The following is a 19,861-nucleotide window of genomic DNA, read 5'->3' on the forward strand; positions in this document are numbered from 1 at the left end:
GCCTGGCCTGGCTGGCCCGCGCCGAGGCCGAGCAGGCGCGGGCGGTGAGCGGCCCGGACGTCGCGGCCTGGGAGCGGACCGTCTCGGCGTTCGGCTACGGCGACCCGTACGAACTGGCGCGGTGCCGGCTGCGGTTGGCGCAGGCCCTGCTGACCGCCGACCGCCGCGAGGAGGCCGCGGAGCAGGCGCACACGGCCCGGGAGACCGCCGAGCGCCTGGGCGCCGTACCGCTGCGCGACGCGCTCGACGACCTCGTGCGGCGCGGCCGGCTCGCGGGCCCGTCCGGCGGGGAGCGCATCGCGGCCCTGACCGCCCGGGAGGGTGACGTGCTGCGGCTGCTCGGGCAGGGGCGCACCAACCGGCAGATCGGCGAGGAGCTGTTCATCAGCGGGAAGACCGCCAGCGTCCACGTCTCGAACATCCTGGCCAAGCTGGGCGCCGCGAGCCGCACCGAGGCGGTGGGCATCGCCTACCGCGAGGGCCTGATCGAACCGGAGGCCACGTCCTCCCCGTGAGGCGGCATGCGCAGGGGCCCGGGTGACCGTGCGGGTCACCCGGGCCCCTGTCGTGTACGGGAGAGCCGGTCAGCCGGCGAGGTTGACCGCGCGGGCCGACTTCGCGCCGATCTCCGCGGCCAGCTCGGTCAGCACCGACGCGGCGACCGTGTCGTCCACGGTCAGGACGGCCAGCGCCTCGCCGCCCACGTCGGCACGGGCGACCTGCATGCCGCCGATGTTGATGCCGGCCTCGCCGAGGACGCGGCCGACGGTGCCGACGACACCCGGGCGGTCCTCGTAGCGCAGCACGACCATGTGGTCGGCGAGCGCCAAGTCCACGTCGTACTCGCCGACGGCGACGATCTTCTGCAGGTGCTTCGGTCCGGCCAGCGTGCCGGAGACCGAGACCTCCTGGCCGTCGCCGAGGGTGCCGCGCACCGTCACCACGTTGCGGTGGTCGGGCGACTCGCTCGACGTGGTGAGGCGGACCTCGACGCCGCGCTCCTGCGCGAACAGCGGGGCGTTGACGTACGACACCGTCTCGTCGACGACGTCCTCGAACACGCCCTTGAGCGCGGACAGTTCGAGCACCTTCACGTCGTGCTGGGTGATCTCGCCGTAGACCTCGACGTCGAGGCGGACCGCGACCTCACCGGCGAGCGCGGTGAAGATCCGGCCGAGGCGCTCGGCGAGCGGCAGGCCCGGCTTGACGTCCTCGGCGATGACGCCGCCCTGCACGTTCACCGCGTCGGGGACGAGCTCACCGGCCAGCGCGAGACGCACGGAGCGGGCGACGGCGATGCCGGCCTTCTCCTGCGCCTCGTCGGTCGAGGCGCCCAGGTGCGGGGTGCAGACGACCTGGTCGAACTGGAACAGCGGGGAGTCCGTGCAGGGCTCCTTCGCGTAGACGTCCAGGCCGGCGCCCGCGACGCGGCCCTCCTTGAGCGCGGAGTACAGCGCCTCCTCGTCGACGATCCCGCCGCGTGCGGCGTTCACGATGCGCACGCTCGGCTTGACCTTGTGGAGCGCGTCGTCGCCGATGAGGCCGAGGGTCTCCGGCGTCTTGGGCAGGTGGACGGTGATGAAGTCCGAGACCTCGAGCAGCTCGTCCAGGGAGAGGACCTTGACGCCCATCTGCGCGGCCCGCGCGGGCTGCACGTACGGGTCGTAGGCGACGACCTTCATGCCGAAGGCGCTCATGCGCTGGGCGACCAGGGCGCCGATGCGGCCGAGGCCGACGACACCGAGGGTCTTCTCGGCGAGCTCGACGCCGGTGTACTTGCTGCGCTTCCACTCGCCGTTCTTCAGGGCGGTGTTCGCCTGCGGGATGTTGCGCGCGGTGGCGACGATCAGGCCGCAGGCCAGCTCGGCGGCGGTCACGATGTTGGACGTCGGGGCGTTGACGACCATGACGCCGGCCTTGGTGGCGGCGGACACGTCCACGTTGTCCAGGCCGACGCCGGCGCGGGCGACGACCTTCAGCTTCTTGGCGGCGGCGATGGCCTCGGCGTCGACCTTGGTCGCGGAGCGGACGAGGATCGCGTCCACGTCGGCGATGGCCGGCAGCAGCTCGGCGCGGTCCGCCCCGTTGCACTGGCGGATCTCGAAGTCCGGGCCCAGGGCGTCGACGGTGGCGGGCGACAGCTCTTCAGCGATGAGTACGACGGGTTTGCCGGTGGCAGCAGTGCTCACGTGAGTCCTCACAAGTCCCAGTGCGGACGGCCGTCCCGACGGCCGCAGGCGGTGGAGGGGTGGGTGCTTGGCCGCGTGGAAGACGCACGACGCTGTGGGCCCGACGCGAATAGTTCAGCAGTGTAGTGGCGCGCGGGAGGCAGTCTTACGCCTCCCCGGAAGGATCACTCGTCCGTGGCTGGACGGTATGGACAACGGTATCGACCGCCGTGTGGAGGGGCCATGGCGAACGGGGCCGCGGCGTGTGCCGCGACCCCGTCCCGCGAGGCTCAGGCCTCGTCGTTGTCCACCCAGCTCATGAGCTTGCGCAGCTCCTTGCCCGTGGTCTCCAGGAGGTGGTTCTCGTCCTGGGTCTTGTACTCGTTGTACTTCTTCAGGCCCGAGTGGTACTCGTCCATCCAGTTCTTGGCGAAGGTGCCGTCCTGGATCTCGGCGAGGACCTTCTTCATCTCGGCCTTGGTGGCGTCCGTGATGATCCGCGGGCCCGTGACGTAGTCGCCCCACTCGGCGGTCTCGGAGATCGACCAGCGCATCTTCTCCAGGCCGCCCTCGTACATGAGGTCCACGATGAGCTTCAGCTCGTGCAGGCACTCGAAGTACGCGATCTCCGGCTGGTAGCCGGCCTCGGTCAGGGTCTCGAAGCCCGCCTTGACCAGTGCGGCGGTACCGCCGCAGAGCACGGCCTGCTCACCGAACAGGTCGGTCTCGGTCTCCTCGGTGAAGGTCGTCTTGATGACGCCGGCGCGGGTGCCGCCGATGCCCTTCGCGTAGGACAGCGCCAGCTCGAAGGCCTTGCCGGTGGCGTCCTGCTCGACGGCCGCGATGCACGGGACGCCGCGGCCCTCCTCGTACTGGCGGCGCACGAGGTGGCCCGGGCCCTTGGGGGCGACCATGCAGACGTCCACGCCGGCCGGGGGCTTGATGAAGTCGTAGCGGATGTTGAGGCCGTGACCGAAGAACAGCGCGTCGCCGTCCTTCAGGTTGTCCTTGATGGACTCCTCGTAGACCTGGGCCTGGATCGGGTCCGGGACGAGGATCATGATGACGTCGGCCTCGGCGGCGGCCTCCGACGGGGTCACCACGCGCAGGCCCTGCTCCTCGGCCTTGGCCTTGGACTTGGAGCCCTCGTGCAGACCGACGCGGACGTCGACGCCCGAGTCGCGCAGCGACAGCGCGTGGGCGTGGCCCTGGGAGCCGTAGCCGATCACCGCGACCTTGCGGTTCTGGATGATGGACAGGTCGGCGTCGTCGTCGTAGAACAGCTCGGCCACTGGGGTTCTCCTTGTCGGGGGTGTTGCTGGTTCTGCGTCCCACCGTACGGCGGGAGTGGGAAGGGGGGTTTTCAGGTCTCGCGATGCGAGCAGCGCGAGGCGGGTGACCGTGCTACGCGCTCCGGTCGAGGGCGCGCAGGCTGCGGTCGGTGATGGAGCGGGAGCCGCGGCCGATGGCGATGGTGCCGGACTGGACGAGCTCCTTGATGCCGAACGGCTCGAGCATCTTGAGCATCGCCTCCAGCTTGTCGCTGGACCCGGTGGCCTCGATGGTGACGGCCTCGGGCGAGACGTCCACGGTCTTGGCGCGGAACAGCTGGACGATCTCGACGATCTGCGAGCGCGTCTCGTTGTCGGCGCGGACCTTGGCGAGCACAAGCTCGCGCTGGACGGCGTGGCCCTGCTCGAGCTCGACGATCTTCAGGACGTTGACCAGCTTGTTGAGCTGCTTGGTGACCTGTTCGAGCGGCAGGTCCTCGACGTTCACGACGATGGTGATGCGTGAGATGTCGGGGTGCTCGGTGACGCCGACGGCGAGCGAGTCGATGTTGAAGCCGCGGCGCGAGAAGAGGGCGGTGATCCGGGCCAGGACACCCGGCTTGTTCTCGACCAGGACGGAGAGCGTGTGCTTGGACATTTCGATGGCCTCTTAGAGTCTTCCTCGCTCAGTCGTCTTCACTGTCGCCGAAGTCGGGGCGGACGTCCCGAGCGGCCATGATCTCGTCGTTGGAGGTGCCGGCGGCGACCATCGGCCACACCATGGCGTCCTCGTGGACGATGAAGTCGACCACGACCGGGCGGTCGTTGATCGAGTTCGCCTCCTCGATGCACTTGTCGAGGTCCTCGGGGCGCTCGCAGCGGATGGCGTAGCAGCCCATGGCCTCGCTCAGCTTCACGAAGTCGGGGATGCGCGTGCCCTTGTTGGGCGGGGTCTCGCCGTCCGGGCCCGCGTGCAGCACGGTGTTCGAGTAGCGCTGGTTGTAGAACAGCGTCTGCCACTGGCGGACCATCCCGAGGGCGCCGTTGTTGATGATGGCGACCTTGATCGGGATGTTGTTCAGGGCGCAGGTGGTCAGCTCCTGATTGGTCATCTGGAAGCAGCCGTCGCCGTCGATCGCCCAGACCGCCTGGTCCGGGGCACCGGCCTTGGCGCCCATCGCGGCGGGCACCGAGTAGCCCATGGTCCCGGCGCCGCCCGAGTTCAGCCACGTGGCCGGCTTCTCGTACCGGATGTAGTGCGCGGCCCACATCTGGTGCTGGCCGACGCCCGCCGCGAAGATCGTGTCCGCGGGAGCGAGTTGGCCGATGCGCTCGATGACCTGCTGCGGGGAGAGCGAGCCGTCCGCCGGCTGGTCGTAGCCGAGCGGGTAGGTCTCGCGCCAGCGGTTCAGGTCGTTCCACCAGGCGCCGTAGTCACCCGTGTGACCGTCCGAATGCTCCTTCTGGACCGCCTGGATCAGGTCGGCGATGACCTCGCGGGCGTCCCCGACGATCGGCACGTCGGCGGCCCGGTTCTTGCCGATCTCGGCCGGGTCGATGTCGGCGTGCACGATCTTCGCGTACGGCGCGAAGCTGTCCAGGTTGCCGGTGACGCGGTCGTCGAAGCGGGCTCCGAGGGCGACGATCAGGTCGGCCTTCTGCAGCGCGGTGACGGCGGTGACCGCACCGTGCATGCCCGGCATCCCCACGTGCAGCGGGTGGCTGTCGGGGAATGCGCCGAGCGCCATCAGGGTGGTGGTGACGGGCGCTCCGGTGAGCTCGGCGAGCATCTTGAGCTCGGCGGTGGCCTGCGCCTTGAGGACGCCGCCACCGACGTAGAGGACGGGCCGCTTCGCGTTCGTGATGAGCTTCGCGGCCTCGCGGATCTGCTTGGCGTGCGGCTTGGTCACGGGGCGGTAGCCCGGCAGGTCCTGCTGCGGCGGCCAGGAGAACGTCGTCTGCGCCTGCAGGATGTCCTTCGGGATGTCCACCAGGACCGGGCCCGGGCGGCCGGTCGAGGCGATGTGGAACGCCTGCGCGATGGCCTGCGGGATGTCCTCGGCCTTGGTGACCAGGAAGCTGTGCTTGGTGATCGGCATCGTGATGCCGACGATGTCCGCCTCCTGGAAGGCGTCCGTGCCGATCGCCTTGGAGACGACCTGGCCGGTGATCGCGACGAGCGGCACGGAGTCCATCATCGCGTCGGCGATCGGCGTCACCAGGTTCGTGGCACCCGGGCCCGACGTCGCCATGCACACGCCCACCTTGCCGGTGGCCTGCGCGTAACCGGTGGCGGCGTGCCCGGCGCCCTGCTCGTGACGGACGAGCACGTGACGCACCCGGCTCGAGTCCATCATCGGGTCGTACGCGGGAAGGATCGTGCCGCCGGGGATGCCGAATACGGTGTCGACCCCGACCTCCTCAAGCGAGCGAATGAGGGACTTCGCACCCGTGACGTGCTCGACGGGCGCGGACTGCTGTCCTCCGGAACGGGGCCGCGGCTGCGGATGGTGGGCCCCGGTGGCCTGCTCGGTCATCGGCTTCTCTTCTCGATGCTGAGGGTTTTTGCGAGGGTTGTGCGGGGTTGTCGCGAGGTGCGGTGCGGGGTGCGAGGGCTTCCGACCGGCACCGGTGCAACAAAAAACCCCTCGTGCCGTGAGGCAAGCGAGGGGAGCGCGCCGGATACGGTCGCTGGGGATTCCGGTGTTCGTCCACCGGTGGGTCCCAGCTTCAGCCGACGCGCTTTCCAAGTACGAGAATTCGGGTGCGCATGGCACTGACCCTCCCCCCGGCGCGCCAGTGGTGTCAAGTGGGTGGGACGGGAGTCTCATCATGTGAACGGGGTGCGGGTGCCCCCGCGAACACCGGCTCCGCGGGTCCCGCCGGAACGGGATACTCCGCCGAGGCCAGCGCACGGCGCAGCCGGTACTCGTCGAGCGGTCCCGAGAAGGCCATGCCCTGCCCGTGGGTACAGCCCATGGCGCGGAGCGCGACGACCTGCTCGGGCAGGTCGACCCCGTCCGCCACGGACATCAGCCCGAGGTCGCCGGCGATCCTGAGCAGCCCACTGGTGATCTTGTGCAGCCGCGCGGACTCGACGACGCCCTCGACGAGGGAGCGGTCCAGCTTGAGCATGTCGACCGGGAGCCTGCGCAGCGCCGTGATGGCCGCGTAGCCGCTCCCGAAGCCGTCGAGCGCGATCCGTACGCCGAGTCTGCGCAGCACCGTCAGACGGCGCTCCAGCTCGTCCAGGGGCACCCGGGGGTCGCTGTCGGCCAGCTCGATGACGAGCGCCCCGGAGGGCAGCCCGTGCCGCGTCAGAAGGGCCTCGACGGAGCCGAGCGGCATCGTCCGGTCCAGCAGGCGGCGGGCGCTCATCCGGACCGCGACGGGCGTCGCGTGCCCGCTGCGGCCGCGCTCGGCCGCCTGCGCGACGGCCTCCTCCAGCATCCAGCGGCCCAGCTCGGCGGTCTTCTCGCCGTCCTCCGCGACCCGGAGGAACTCGGCCGGGGTGAAGAGGATGCCCTGCGACGAGCGCCAGCGCGCCTGCGCGGCGACGGCCGCGATCCGGCCGTCGTGCAGCGACACCACGGGCTGATGCAGCAGCGCGAACTCCCCGTCGTGCAGAGCCGACCGCAGCCGGCCCGCCAGCTCGGCCTTGCGCACGACGTCGGCCTGCATCTGGGGCGCGTAGAGCTCGACCCGGCCCTTGCCGGTGGCCTTGACCCGGTACATGGCCAGGTCCGCGTTGCGCAGGAGCTCGCCGGCGGTGATGTCGGGCTCGGCGAACGCCACCCCGATGGACGCGGCCACCCGGACGTCCTGGTGCCCGCCGATCGCGTACGGCTGCGACAGCGTGACTCTGAGCCGGTCGGCCAGCTCGTAGATGTGCTGCTCGCGCGCCGCGTCGTCCCGTCCGCCGTCACCGACGATGAGCGCGGCGAACTCGTCACCGCCCAGCCGGGCCGCGGTGTCCGAGGAGCGCACCGACTCGGCGAGCCGGCGCGCGGCCTGGACCAGCAGCTCGTCGCCCGCCTGGTGTCCGATCGTGTCGTTGACCTGCTTGAAGCCGTCGAGGTCGATGAAGAGCACGGCGGTGCCGCGATCGGTGGCCCGGCGGCCGGTCAGCGCCTGCCCGACCCGCTTGGTGAACAGCGACCGGTTGGGCAGGTCGGTGAGCGGGTCGTGCTCGGCGTTGTGCTGCAACTGCGCCTGGAGGCGCACCCGTTCGGTCACGTCTCTGCTGTTGAGGATCAGGCCGCCGTGGTGCCGGTTGACCGTGGACTCCACGTTCAGCCAGGAACCGGTGCCGGAGCGGAAGCGGCACTCGATGCGGGTGGTCGGCTCCTCGATCTGGCTCGCGGCGAGGAAGCGGCGCACCTCGTGCACGAAGCGGCCGAGATCCTCGGGATGGATGATCGAGGCCAGCTCGGCGCCGACCAGGTCGTCGGCCTCGCGCCCGTAGACCCCCGCCGCCGCGGGGCTGACGTAGCGCAGTATCCCGTTCGGAGCGGCGATCATGATCACGTCGCTGGAGCCCTGCACCAGCGAGCGGAAGTGGTTCTCCTTCTGCGCCAGCTCCTGGGTGAGCGTGATGTTGTCCAGGAGCATGATGCCCTGGCGCACGACGAGCGCCAGGACCACGGTGCAGGCGGTGAAGAGCACGATCCGGTCGACGCGGTGCCCGCTCAGCACGTTGTACAGGATCCCCAGCGTGCAGACCGCCGCCGCCAGGTACGGGGTGAGGGCGGCGAGCGATCCGGAGATGGGCCGCGGGTGACCCGGCACGGGCCGCACGGCACCGGGGACCGGGTGCGGCACCGGGTCGGAGAGAGCCTCACCACGGCCGCCCACCCACGGCGCGTACGCGAGGAGCAGTGAGCCGGCGAACCAGCCCGCGTCGAGGATCTCCCCCGAGCGGTAACTGGCGTGCAGGAGCGGTGAGGTGAACAGCGCGTCGCACAGGACGGTGAGCGCGAGGGCGCCGATCGCCGTGTTCACCGCCGTGCGGTTGCCCGGCGAGCGGCGGAAGTGCAGGGCCAGCACCATGCTGACGAGAACGATGTCGAGCAGCGGATAGGCGAGTGAGAGCGCGGTGCGGCTGACGCTCAGCCCCTCGGACTCGGCGGTGTGCGCGAGCGCGAGGCTCCAGGAGAGGGTGACGAGCGACCCGGCGATCAGCCACGCGTCGAGCGCCAGACAGATCCAACCGGCCTTCGTCACGGGCCGCTTGGCCAGCACGAGCAGGCCGATGATCGCGGGCGGCGCGAAGCAGAGGAAGAAGAGGTCGGCGAGGCTCGGCGTCGGCACCTCGACATGCAGGACGAACTCGTACCAGCCCCATACCCCGTTCCCCAAGGACGCCATGAGGGAGGAGAGCGCGAAGAGCAGCCAGGCGGGTCGAAAGCGACTGCGGCGGCTGCGTGCGTAGAGGAAGTTCGACACGGCGGCCGTGCCGGCGGCGAGACTGAGGCCGAAGTCCCCCATGAACAGGGCGACTCGCTCGGATCCCCAGCCCAGCAGCGAGCCCGTCGCGAAGGCCGCGCAGACGAGGGCGAGCGCGAGCTGGAGCCCCATGCCGCCGGTGCACCCTCGGGGGCGGGCCGGGAGCGGTGCGCCGGGGTGCAGCGAGGCACCGAGGGCGGTGGGCGGCGACGGGTGGGCGGTCACCGGGCCGCCTCGGTCCGCCGGGCCGCTCCGCCGTCCTTCTCGCCCTGCCCCTGGTGCTGCTGGCGCCTGCGGCCGGTGCGCAGACTGCCGCGGCAGGCAGGCTTCGTGCGGCAGCCGGGACTTCGCCCGTGCATCGGTGTGCGTGAGGGTCGCCGCCGGCGGCCTCGCCGCGTCGGATCGTTCACCCATAGGCCGTGCATCGCCCGTCGCCCCCCTCGCAGTCCGTCCGTCGTCCCCGCGCCGCGTGCTGCACGGCGCTGCCCCAGTCGGGACGATACACCAGACTCGTCACTCAGGGACATAGTCTCTCTACTCTCCGTGACGACCAGCGACGATGCGGGCACCCGGTGGAGCCGGGCGGGCCCGGAGCGTGTGCGCCCGACGGCGGGCGGCCGCACGGGAGTTGTCCGTGGGGCCGGTGGTGCCGCGCTCGACGGGTGGGTCAGCCGGTGGTGAGGACGACGTTGTCGAGCGGCTCCCCCGCCGCGAACCGCGTGAGCTGTGCGGCCAGCAGCCGCTTGGCGCGCGGCAGGAAGGCGGACGTGGGACCGCCGACGTGCGGGGAGACCAGCACTCCCGGAGCCTGCCACAACGGGTGGTCCCGGGGCAGCGGTTCGGGATCGGTGACATCGAGCGCGGCACTGATCCGGCCGCTCTGCGCCTCCTTGATCAGCGCGTTCGTGTCCACGACGGGACCGCGTCCGACGTTGACGAGCAGCGCCCCGTCCTTCATCCGGGCCAGGAACCCGGCGTCCACCAGGCCCCGGGTGTCCTCGGTGAGCGGGGTGACCACGACGACGACGTCCGCGTCGGGCAGCAGCCGGGGCAGGTCGGTGAGCGGGTGCACCGGGCCGCGCGCCGTCGTGCGGGCGGAGCGCGCGATGCGCGCCACCCGCGCGACCTCGAAGGGCACGAGCCGGTCCTCGACGGCCGACCCGATGGCTCCGTACCCCACGATGAGCACGTTCCGGTCGGCGAGCGCGGGGCGGAAACCGGAGCGCCACTCACCGCGGTCCTGGCCGCGCACGAAGTCCGGAATGCCGCGCAGCGAGGCGAGGATCAGCGTCAGGGCGAGCTCGGCGGTGCTGGCGTCGTGCACCCCGCGCGCGTTGCACAACTGGACGCCCGCGCGCAGGTGATGCAGGCCGCCCTGCACGTGGTCGACGCCCGCGGACAGCGTCTGCACGGCCCGCACCGCGGTCATCGCGGGCAGCGGGCGGGTGCCGACGCCGGGGGGCTTCATGTAGGGGACGACGTAGAACGCGCACGCGGCGGGGTCGGCGGGATACTCCGGTTCCCCGTTCCAGAAGCGGTAGTCGAGCCCTTCGGGAAGGCCCGGAATCTCGTCGGCGGGAAACGGCAGCCACACATCACCAGTCATGCTCGGGAGGCTATGTCAGAGGCGTTGGGGCGCAGAGGTTAGGTTGGGTGCCGAAAACAGGGAGGGTCACGGGCAGGTGGAGCGCAAGGCGATCGGCGCGGCAGCGCTCGAGGTCGGGGCGGTCGGACTGGGCTGCATGCCGATGAGCTGGGCCTACACCGGCTCGCGGCAGCGCGGCGAGGAGTCCGTGCGGACCGTGCACGCCGCGTTGGACCGGGGGTGCTCGCTCGTCGACACCGCCGACATGTACGGGCCGTTCACCAACGAGCTGCTGCTCGGCCGGGTGCTCAAGGAGCGGCGGGCGGACGCGTTCGTGTCGACGAAGGTGGGCCTGCTCGTGGGCGAGCAGCACATCGTCGCCAACGGCCGCCCCGGATACGTCAGACGCGCCTGCGACGCCTCCCTGCGCCGGCTGCAGACGGACGTCATCGACCTCTACCAGCTGCACCGGGCGGACCCGGAGGTGCCGGTCGAGGAGACCTGGGGCGCGATGGCGGACCTGGTGCGCGCGGGCAAGGTGCGTTCGCTGGGGCTGTGCGCGGTCGGGGCGCGGGCCGCGCGGCGCGGCGGCCGGTCCGCACTGCACGCCGGGACGATCCGGCAGCTGGAGCGGGTGCAGCAGGTGTTCCCGGTGAGTTCCGTGATGGCGGAGCTGTCGGTGTGGTCCACCGAGGCGCTGCAGATGCTACTGCCCTGGTGCGCGGCGCGGGGCGTGGGATTCCTGGCGGCGATGCCGCTGGGCAACGGCTTCCTGACCGGCACGCTGCGGCCGGGCGAGGGGTTCGAGCCGGACGACGTGCGGGCCAGGCACCCCCGGTTCACCGCGGAGATGATGGCGGCGAACCAGCCCCTCGTGGTGGGGCTGCGCCGGGTCGCGGCCCGGCACGGGGACGAGGTCACGCCGGCGCAGGTGGCGCTGGCCTGGGTCCTCGCGCAGGGTGGGAGCGTGGTGCCGGTGCCGGGAGCCAAGCACGAGCGCTGGGCCGCGGAGAATGCGGCGGCCGCCGGGCTGTCCCTGACGGACGCGGACCTGGCGGAGATCGCCGCGCTGCCGGCGGCGCGGGGTTCGTGGGACTGAGTCCGGGACCCGGCGCCGCGCCCCGGTCCGGACCGGGATTCCGGAGAGGGCTCCGGGATCGGGAACCCGGACGGCCCGAGCGGTGTATGAACGGTAGAACCGTCGCGACGAAGGGACCCTGATCGTGCAACGTCAAGCTGTACGGCCCGCGTTGGCCGGGGCCGCCTGCGCGGCGCTCCTGCTCACGGCCGGCTGTTCGTCGTCCGGTGACGGACCGGGCCCGCGGCAGGACCGGAGCTCGGCCTCGGGCCCGGGCCGGCCGAGCGCATCGGCCTCGCCCCGTGCCGACGTCCCGCCCGCGAAGGGCTCCGTGACGGTGGGGCGGACGGCGGCCACGGGCCTCAAGTCCCCCTGGGGCCTTGCCGCGTTGCCGGAGGGCGACCTGCTGGTCTCCTCCCGTGACGAGGGCACCCTCACCCGGATCGATCCCCAGAGCGGCAAGAAGACCGAGCTCGGCGAGGTGCCGGGGGTGGCCCCGGCGGGCGAGGGCGGCCTGCTCGGCATCGCGCTCTCCCCGTCCTACGCCTCGGACCACATGGTCTACGCGTACTTCACGACGGAGTCGGACAACCGCATCGCGCGGATGATCTACGACGAGAAGAAGCCCCCGGGCGAGCAGCTGGGCGCCCCGGACACGGTCTTCCGCGGCATCCCGAAGGGGACGAATCACAACGGCGGACGCATCGCCTTCGGCCCGGACGGCCTGCTCTACGTGGGCACGGGCGAGACGTACAAGACCGAGCTGGCACAGGACAAGAAGTCCCCGGGCGGCAAGATCCTGCGGCTGACTCCCGAGGGCGAGCCGGCCCCGGGCAACCCCTTCGGTGACACGCCCGTGTACTCCTACGGGCACCGCAATGTGCAGGGGCTGGCCTGGGACAAGGACAAGCGGCTGTGGGCCTCGGAGTTCGGCCAGGACGTCTGGGACGAGCTGAACCACATCGTGGCGGGGGGAAACTACGGCTGGCCCGACGCCGAGGGCAAGGCGGGCAAGTCCGGTTACCGAGACCCTCTGCGCCAGTGGCACACCCGTGACGCCTCCCCCAGCGGGATCGCGTACGCGAAGGGGTCGATCTGGATGGCGGGGCTGAGAGGCGAGCGCCTGTGGCGCATCCCGCTGGACGGTGCCAAGGCGGCGCACGAGCCGGAGGCGTTCCTCACCGGAAAGTACGGGCGGCTGCGCACGGTGATCGCGGCCGGCGGGGACAAGCTGTGGCTGGTCACGAACAACACGGACTCGAGAGGCACCCCCAAGAAGGGCGACGACCGGATCCTGGAGCTCAGAGTCAGCTGACCTCGGCCTCGTCGGCCCCGTCGGCGGTGGGGTCCTCGGAGCGGGGCCGGCGGACGACGACCCTGCCCGAGGAGAGGTCTATCGGGCCGCGCCCGGGATCGCCGTCGTTGAGGTCGACCCGGGTGAGCTCCAGCCGCTTGCGCTCCTCGTCGGTGTGCCTGCGGCTCGGGGCGAACAGGTCCTCCAGCGGATTGAACACTGCGCCTCCCGGTAGCCCGTGCGAGCTTCTCGTCCAGCGTACGGCAGAGGGACTCGGACCGGACCGGCCGCGAGGGCGGCCGGTGTTCCGGCCGGTCAGCCCGCCGTCCCGGGCGGTGCCGCCACCGGACGGGCGGGGAAGAGCTGCAGCCGGTGGGCGACGGCGGCGGCCTCCCCGCGGCCGGCGACGCCGAGCTTGGCCAGGATGTTGGACACGTGGACGCTGGCCGTCTTCGGGGAGATGAAGAGTTCCTCGGCGATCTGCCGGTTGCTGCGGCCCGCCGTGACCAGGCGCAGGACATCGCGCTCGCGGCTGGTGAGGCCGAGCTGCTCGGCGGGGTCGGCCGGTGCGTCCGGCCGAGGTCCCCGGGCGGGCCCCAGGCCGATCCGGGCGCGCTGGGCGAGCAGGGTGACCGACTCGGTGAGCGGGCGGGCGCCGAGGTGGTCGGCGACGGCGGCGACCAGCCGGAGGAGCTCCGCGGCACGGTCCCGGTCGTCCTCCGGGGAGTCGCCGGCCGCTGCCGCGGAGGCCAGCAGGGACTCGGCGAGGCGGAGCCGGACGCGGGCCAGGTCGTAGGGGCGGTCGAGGGGCTCGAAGGCGGTGACGGTGTCCGTCCAGTCGTCGGGGGTGTCACGGCCCTCGGCGCGGAGCAGTTCGGCGCGGACCCACTGCTCGTGGGCTTGCCAGACCGGGACATGGGTGGCCTGGGCCTTGGCGGCGGTGCGGATGCGTGCGACGGCGCGGGCGCGGTCGGGCTCCGCGGCGGGCAGGCCCCGGGCGTCCGCCTCCGCGGCGGCGGCGGTGCGCAGCAGGGGCCAGAGGTAGCGCTGCATGGAGTGCGGGAGGCCGGCGGTGACGAGGCGGTCGAGTTCGGCGCGGGCGTCGTGGAGGCGGCCCTGACAGACGGCGAGAGCGAGGGAGACATGGGCGAGGGGCAGCATGTACTGCGGCATCGGATCGTGTGTGCCGTAGTGCTCGTGGGCCAGGGCCAGGTGGGCGGCCGCCTCCTGGTAGGCGCCGCGGCCGAGGGCGAGCGTGGCGAGGTGGACGCCGGCGGTGCCGCGGGGCTTGTCGCTGACGGAGACGGCGCGGGTGCGTTCGGCGACCTCGGCGGCCTCGTTCCAGCGGCCGAGCGAGATCAGGGACTCGGCCTTGTTGGCGCGGACCCAGCCCTTGGTGTCGGTGAGCCCGAAGCGGCGGCACTCGGCGATGCCGTCCTCGGCCAGCCGGACGGCCTCGGCGGAGCGGCCGGCGCCTTCCAGGACGGAGGGCAGGTTGACGTTGACGTGCCGGATGCGGGCGACGAGTCCGAGTTCGGCGGAGCGCTCGCGCACGGCGTACATCTCGGTGAATCCCTGTTCGACGTCACCGGCGTCGACGAGGAGGCCGCCGAGGATGAGCCGGGCGTTGAGTTCGATCTCCTCGGCGCCGACCATGCGGGCGTACTCGACGGCGCGCTCGGCGGCGGTCAGGGCCTCGGCGCCGGGATTGTGGAGCATGCCCCAGGAGGCGGCGTAGGTCAGGACCTCGGCGTGGACCGCGGAGGGCGGCAGTCCGCGCACCAGTCGCTGGGCCGTGGCGATCTCGTCCCAGCCGTCGCTGCGGCCCAGGGTGGAGATCAGGCTGCTGCGCTGGATCCAGAACCAGGCGGCGCGCAGCGGGTCGCCGCCGCCCGGGGTGCGGGCGGCGTCGTCCAGCATGCGGGTCGCGCGCTTGGCGATCTTGAGTGCGGGTTCCCGTTCGCCGCAGACCCGGCCCGCGGCGGCGGCCTCGGCCATGAGGTCGAGGTAGCTGAGCTGGGTGTGCGCGGGGTCGCAGCCGCAGGCGAGGTGGCTCTCGACGTAGTCGCCGAGGACCAGCCCCTCGCGGATCTCCGGCGGGGCGGGCTCCCAGAGCTCCATCGCCCGTTCCAGGAGCCGCATCTGCTCGGCGTAGGCGTGCCGGCGCTGGGCCTCGACGGAGGCGTCGAGCACGGCGGGCAGCGCCTTGGCGGGCTCGTGCGCGTGGTACCAGTAGGCGGCCAGCCGCATTACGCGGGCCTCGGCGGGCACCAGGGCGGGGTCGGCCTCCAGCGCCTCGGCGTAGCGGCGGTTGATACGGGAGCGCTCGCCGGGGAGCAGGTCGTCGCTGACGGCCTCGCGGACGAGGGAGTGCCGGAAGCGGTAGCCGTCGCCGGACGGCGAGGCGAGCAGGATGTTGGCGCCGACCGCGGCGCGCAGGGCCTCGATGAGTTCGTCCTCGCCGAGCCCGGTCACGGCGGCGAGCAGCGGGTACTCGACGGTGGATCCGCCCTCGGCACAGATGCGGGCGATGCGCTGGGCGGACTCGGACAGGGATTCGACGCGCACGAGGAGGACGTCGCGCAGCGAGTCGGTGAGGCCGGTGGCGCAGCCCTCGGCCGCGGAGACGGCGAGTTCCTCGACGAAGAAGGCGTTGCCGTCCGAGCGGCGGAAGATGTCGTCGACGACGGTGCGCTCGGGTTCCTCGGCGATGATCCCGGCGATCTGACGGGCGACCTCGGCGCGGCTGAGCCGGCCGAGCTCGATGCGGGTGACGGTGCGCAGCCGGTCGAGTTCGGCGAGCAGGGGGCGCAGCGGGTGGCGGCGGTGCACGTCGTCGGACCGGTAGGTGGCCACGACGACGAGGCGGCCCGCCCGCAGGGTGCGGAAGAGGTAGGACAGGAGGTGGCGGGTGGACGCGTCGGCCCAGTGCAGGTCCTCGAGGAGGACGACGACGGTGCGGTCGGCGGCGACGCGTTCGAGGACGCGGACCGTGAGTTCGAAGAGGCGGGCGGTCGCCGTCTCGTCGCCGCGGGCCTCGGGTCCCCGGGCCTCGGGGCCGCGGGACCCGGCCGCGGCCTGGTCGGCGCCGGGCGCGGTGGGCCGGCGGTCGCCCAGCTCGGGCAGTATGCGGGCCAGCTCGGCCTCGCGTCCCTCGGCGGCCGCGTCGAGCTCCTCGGGCAGCGCGCTGCGCAGGGCCCGCAGGGCGGTGGAGAAGGCGACGAACGGCAGGCCGTCGGCGCCGATCTCCACGCAGCTGCCGGTGACGACGACGGCGCCCTTGTGGCAGGCCTCCGCGGCGAACTCCTCGACGAGCCGGGTCTTGCCCACGCCGGCCTCGCCGCCGAGCAGCAGGGCCTGGGGCTCTCCGGCGTCGGCGCGGGTCAGGGCGGTGGCGAGTACGCCGAGTTCGTCGGCGCGGCCGACGAACACCGGGCTGACGGATCGGGTCTCCACAGCGCCGAGCATCGCACACGAGTCCGGTACGGGGGCAGGCTTTTTCCCGGCGGCGGTCCGTGCGGCGGGCGTCGGCCCGGGCCGGGACGCGGATCGGCCCACCGGCAGGCCGGTGGGCCGGGGTGCGAGGCTCATGCCGCGCGGGGGGTGCGGCGGCGCCGGCCGTCGGTGGTGCTGCGGCTCTCGGTACTCACCCGCCCATCGGCCGCTTGTGACCTGGACTCGCGGGCGGCACGCTCGGCCCGGGCGGCCCGGGCCGCGGCGCGCGCCTGCCGGTACGTGTCGGCCTGGCGCTGGAGCTCGGCGGCGCGCTGCTGGTGGATCTCGTACTCGAACACGGTGTCTCCCTGGGTTCTGCGGTGGCTTCTCGCGGTGTGTTTTCCGCGATGCCTTCACTTTGGTCGCCCAGGGGGGTGCGCCACATCGGGAGAGTGCCTCATCTGTGACGGCGAGGGGGCCTTAGGCCGCGTACCGGGGGGAGTAGTACGCGGTCTAAGGCCCCCTGAGGGTGCCCCGGTCGTCCGGTCCGGGGCGGGTGAGGTCAGCTCAGACCGGGAGTGCCGAAGATCAGGTCGGTGTACTTGGCGACGGCCAGGATCAGGCCGATCACGCCGAGGGAGACCCCGGCCCAGGCGACGGACTTGATCCAGGCGGCCTGCGGCTTGCCGGGGGCGCCGAAGGCGGGGCGGGCCAGGACGGCGACGCCCACGATCAGGGCGATGAGGGCGAAGACCCCGCCGACGGCGGCGGTGGCGTGCCAGCCGTCGGTGTAGCCCTCCTTGACCTGGGCGGCGACGCCGGGGTTGGCGTTGGTGGAGAGGTTGAGCTGGCCGGTGAGGGTCTCGCGGGCGCCGACGACGGTGCCGAGCCAGCTGCCGGACAGGGAGACGAAGCCCAGGACGGTGGCGACGACCGCGGCGGCGCCCTGGCCGATGCCGGTCGGGCCCGTGGGGGCGTCGGCGCCGGCGGCGGCGAGCTCGGCCCGCGCGTCCTCGTCCGCCTCGTCGACCTCGTCCTCGTCGACCTCGTCGATCGCGTCGGCCTTGCCGGTCTTGTCAGTCTTGTCAGAGGCGCCGACGGCCTCCGCACCGGTGGTCTTCGGGGCGGTGGCAGCGTCGGTCTGGTCGGTGGCCTCCGCGGAGGTGTCGGTCGCGGCAGACTCCGCCGACTCGGCGGCCGCCGCGGCGGTCTCGGCGTCGGCGGGCTGCGCATCCGTCTTCGTAGTCATGCTCCGCACCGTACGGACGGAGTCTGAGAGGGTTCTTAACGCGCGTCGAGGGCGGCGCGTGCGCTGGGCCACTCCCGGGCGAGCAGCGACCAGATCTCCAGGTCGTGGCGGACGCCGCGCCAGGGGTTGGCCTCGCGGCGGACGCCTTCCTTGCTGAAGCCGAGACGGCGGGCGACATTGAGGCTCGGCACGTTGCCGGACGCGGCGACCCACTCCACGCGCCGCATGCCGCGCTCGTCGACGAGCCAGTCGAGCAGCGGGCGCATGGCGCGGGTGATCAGGCCGCGGCCGGTGGCGGCGGGCTCGAGCCAGCAGCCGACCTCGGCGTTGCCGCGTTCCGGTTCGACGTTGAGGCTGAGGACGCCGCCGACGAGGGTGTTGTCGACCCAGATGCCGTGCAGGCCGCCGGTGTCGGCGGCGCGCATGTCGGCGTAGCGCTGGAGGGCCGCCCGGGCGGAGTCCACGTCGACGGCGGTGGAGCCGAAGGGGATGAACTGCCCGATGAAGTCGCGTCCCCGCTCGAGGTGCGCGAGGAACTCCTCAGCGCGCCACGGGTCGAGCGGCCGCAGCCGCGCGGTGTCGTCGAGTGCGATCTCGTACATCGGTGTCCTCCGTCGCCGTCGGGGCCGCCCGGATCGCGGCCCGTGGACCCGCGGGCCGCGATCACGGCGCCGCTTCGCTCAGCGCCTCGCCGGTCGCGGCGCGCTGCTCCGGGATCTTCGCATCCGCGGCGGCGCGGCACTCCGGCGGCTCGATGCTGATGCGGGGCAGCCGGCGGTCGAGCCAGCGGGGCAGCCACCAGTTGGCGCCGCCGAGCAGGTGCATCAGGGCGGGGACGAGGAGGGTGCGCAGGACGAAGGCGTCGACGGCCACGGCGACGGCGAGCGCGATGCCGAACATGGCGATCACGCGGTCGCCGCTGAGCACGAAGGCGAGGAAGACGGAGATCATGATGACGGCGGCGGAGTTGATCACGCGGCTGGTCTCGGTGAGGCCGACGCGGACGGCCCGCCGGTTGTCGCCGGTCTCGAGCCATTCCTCGTACATCCGGCTGACCAGGAAGACCTGGTAGTCCATGGAGAGCCCGAAGAGGACCGAGACCATGATCACGGGGAGGAAGGGTTCGACGGGGCCGGAGCGGCCGAGGCCGAGCAGTTCGCTGCCCCACCCCCACTGGAAGATCGCGACGACGACGCCGAAGGCGGCGGCGACGGCCGCGACGTTCATCGCGGCGGCCTTGAGCGGGATGCCGATCGAGCGGAAGGCGAGCAGGAGCAGGAGGCAGCCGAGTCCGACGACGACGCCGACGAACAGCGGCAGCTTCCCGATGATGACCTCGGCGAAGTCGTCGTAGCTGGCGGTGACGCCGCCGACCTGGACGTCGAGGGTGCTGCCCGCCTCGGCTCCGGGGACGACGTCGGTGCGCAACCGGTCGACGAGGGCGCTGGTCTGTTCGGACTGGGGCGCGGAGTCGGGGACGACGGTGAGGTGGGCGGCGCTGTCGTCGGCGTTGTAGGTGACCGGGGAGACGTCGGCGACGCCGTCGGTGCCGCGCAGTTCGCTCGCGAGGTGGGCGAGGGCGGCCTTGTCGTGGCTTCCGTCGACGGGGGTGACGAGGGTGAGCGGACCGTTCACGCCCGGTCCGAAGCCGTCGGCGAGCAGGTCGTAGGCCTGCCGGGTGGTGCTCGACCGCGGATTGTTGCCCTGGTCGGAGGTGCCGAGGTGGAGCGAGAGCGTGGGCAGCGCGAGGACGGTGACGAGACCGAGGGCGAGCCCGCCGAGGAGCTTGGGGTGCCGCTCGACGAAGGCGGCCCAGCGGGCAGCGAGTCCGGTCGGCACCTCGGGGGCGGGGCCGTGTTCGGCGAGCCGTCGCCGTTCGCGCCGGGACAGGGCGCGCGGTCCGATGAAGGACAGCAGGGCGGGCAGCAGGGTCACGGAGGCGGCGACGGTGAGCAGCACGGTGACGGACGCGGCGATGGCGACGCCGTTGAGGAAGCCGAGCCGCAGGATGAGCATGCCGAGCAGGGCGATGCAGACGGTGGCGCCGGCGAAGACGACGGCGCGGCCGGTGGTGGCGACGGCCCGTTCGGCGGCCTCGGGCACGGAGCGGCCCTGTTTGAGGCCCTTGCGGTGCCGGGTGACGATGAACAGGGCGTAGTCGATGCCGACGCCGAGGCCCACGAGCATGCCGAGCATGGGTGCGAAGTCGGCGACGGTCATGGCGTGCCCGAGCAGCACGATGCCCGCGTAGGCGGTGCCGACGCCGATCAGGGCGGTGGCGATGGGCAGGGCGGCCGCGGCGAGCGAGCCGAAGGCGAGCAGCAGCACCACGGCGG

General features: G+C 72.5%; 15 protein-coding genes. 3 read left to right on the forward strand and 12 right to left on the reverse strand.

The annotated features are described in order from the left end of the window. Positions 1-515: response regulator transcription factor (locus GTW43_RS38265; RefSeq protein ID WP_237536859.1), on the forward strand; the 515-nt coding region annotated here is incomplete at its 5' end. A 69-nt stretch (positions 516-584) separates the two neighbouring features. On the opposite strand, the gene serA is transcribed toward GTW43_RS38265, so the two are convergent. From serA to GTW43_RS28200, 6 genes are all read right to left on the reverse strand, one after another. Beyond that, positions 585-2,189 (reverse strand): phosphoglycerate dehydrogenase, encoded by a 1,605-nt coding sequence (gene serA, locus GTW43_RS28175; protein ID WP_161304779.1) that lies wholly within the window; start codon positions 2,187-2,189, stop codon positions 585-587. A gap of 269 nt (positions 2,190-2,458) precedes the next feature. Beyond that, complete coding sequence (gene ilvC / locus GTW43_RS28180) at positions 2,459-3,460, reverse strand: ketol-acid reductoisomerase (protein ID WP_161304780.1); 1,002 nt, start codon at positions 3,458-3,460, stop codon at positions 2,459-2,461. 112 nt (positions 3,461-3,572) lie between these two features. Continuing rightward, the gene (gene ilvN / locus GTW43_RS28185) at positions 3,573-4,097 is read right to left on the reverse strand and encodes an acetolactate synthase small subunit (protein ID WP_161304781.1); all 525 of its coding nucleotides are present in this window, start codon (positions 4,095-4,097) and stop codon (positions 3,573-3,575) included. 28 nt (positions 4,098-4,125) lie between these two features. Then, positions 4,126-5,976 (reverse strand): acetolactate synthase large subunit, encoded by a 1,851-nt coding sequence (locus GTW43_RS28190; protein WP_161304782.1) that lies wholly within the window; start codon positions 5,974-5,976, stop codon positions 4,126-4,128. Positions 5,977-6,244: 268 nt separating this feature from the next. After that, positions 6,245-9,109, reverse strand: coding sequence for an EAL domain-containing protein (locus GTW43_RS28195; protein ID WP_161304783.1), 2,865 nt, complete (start codon positions 9,107-9,109; stop codon positions 6,245-6,247). A 442-nt stretch (positions 9,110-9,551) separates the two neighbouring features. Further along, positions 9,552-10,490, reverse strand: a complete 939-nt coding sequence (locus tag GTW43_RS28200) for a 2-hydroxyacid dehydrogenase (protein ID WP_202502036.1) — start codon at positions 10,488-10,490, stop codon at positions 9,552-9,554. A gap of 76 nt (positions 10,491-10,566) precedes the next feature. On the opposite strand from GTW43_RS28200, the gene GTW43_RS28205 reads away from it, so the two are divergent. Then, positions 10,567-11,568: an aldo/keto reductase gene (locus GTW43_RS28205; protein ID WP_161304784.1), complete on the forward strand. Its 1,002-nt coding sequence runs from the start codon at positions 10,567-10,569 to the stop codon at positions 11,566-11,568. Between the two features lie 124 nt (positions 11,569-11,692). Further along, the gene (locus GTW43_RS28210; protein WP_161304785.1) at positions 11,693-12,862 is read left to right on the forward strand and encodes a PQQ-dependent sugar dehydrogenase; all 1,170 of its coding nucleotides are present in this window, start codon (positions 11,693-11,695) and stop codon (positions 12,860-12,862) included. Here GTW43_RS28210 and GTW43_RS28215 read toward each other — a convergent pair. The 6 genes from GTW43_RS28215 to GTW43_RS28235 form a co-directional block, all read right to left on the reverse strand. Beyond that, positions 12,855-13,061 carry a DUF6191 domain-containing protein gene (locus tag GTW43_RS28215; RefSeq protein WP_161304786.1) on the reverse strand — a complete coding sequence of 69 codons (207 nt, stop codon included), beginning with the start codon at positions 13,059-13,061 and terminating at the stop codon, positions 12,855-12,857. The genes GTW43_RS28210 and GTW43_RS28215 overlap by 8 nt on opposite strands. 95 nt (positions 13,062-13,156) lie before the next feature. Then, positions 13,157-16,432, reverse strand: coding sequence for a helix-turn-helix transcriptional regulator (locus GTW43_RS28220; protein WP_237536860.1), 3,276 nt, complete (start codon positions 16,430-16,432; stop codon positions 13,157-13,159). After that, entirely contained in the window at positions 16,429-16,635 is a 207-nt protein-coding gene (locus GTW43_RS37695; protein ID WP_202502037.1) for a hypothetical protein, read from the reverse strand. Before GTW43_RS37695 ends, GTW43_RS28220 begins: the two co-directional genes overlap by 4 nt. A 203-nt stretch (positions 16,636-16,838) precedes the next feature. Next, the gene (locus tag GTW43_RS28225) at positions 16,839-17,525 is read right to left on the reverse strand and encodes a hypothetical protein (protein ID WP_161304788.1); all 687 of its coding nucleotides are present in this window, start codon (positions 17,523-17,525) and stop codon (positions 16,839-16,841) included. A 35-nt stretch (positions 17,526-17,560) separates the two neighbouring features. After that, positions 17,561-18,127, reverse strand: coding sequence for a GNAT family protein (locus GTW43_RS28230; protein WP_161304789.1), 567 nt, complete (start codon positions 18,125-18,127; stop codon positions 17,561-17,563). Positions 18,128-18,188: 61 nt separating this feature from the next. After that, a partial coding sequence (locus GTW43_RS28235; protein ID WP_161304790.1) for an MMPL family transporter occupies positions 18,189-19,861 on the reverse strand: 1,673 nt, incomplete at its 5' end.

It is taken from the genome of Streptomyces sp. SID5785 (assembly GCF_009870065.1).
In the GTDB taxonomy this organism is placed as follows: domain Bacteria; phylum Actinomycetota; class Actinomycetes; order Streptomycetales; family Streptomycetaceae; genus Streptomyces.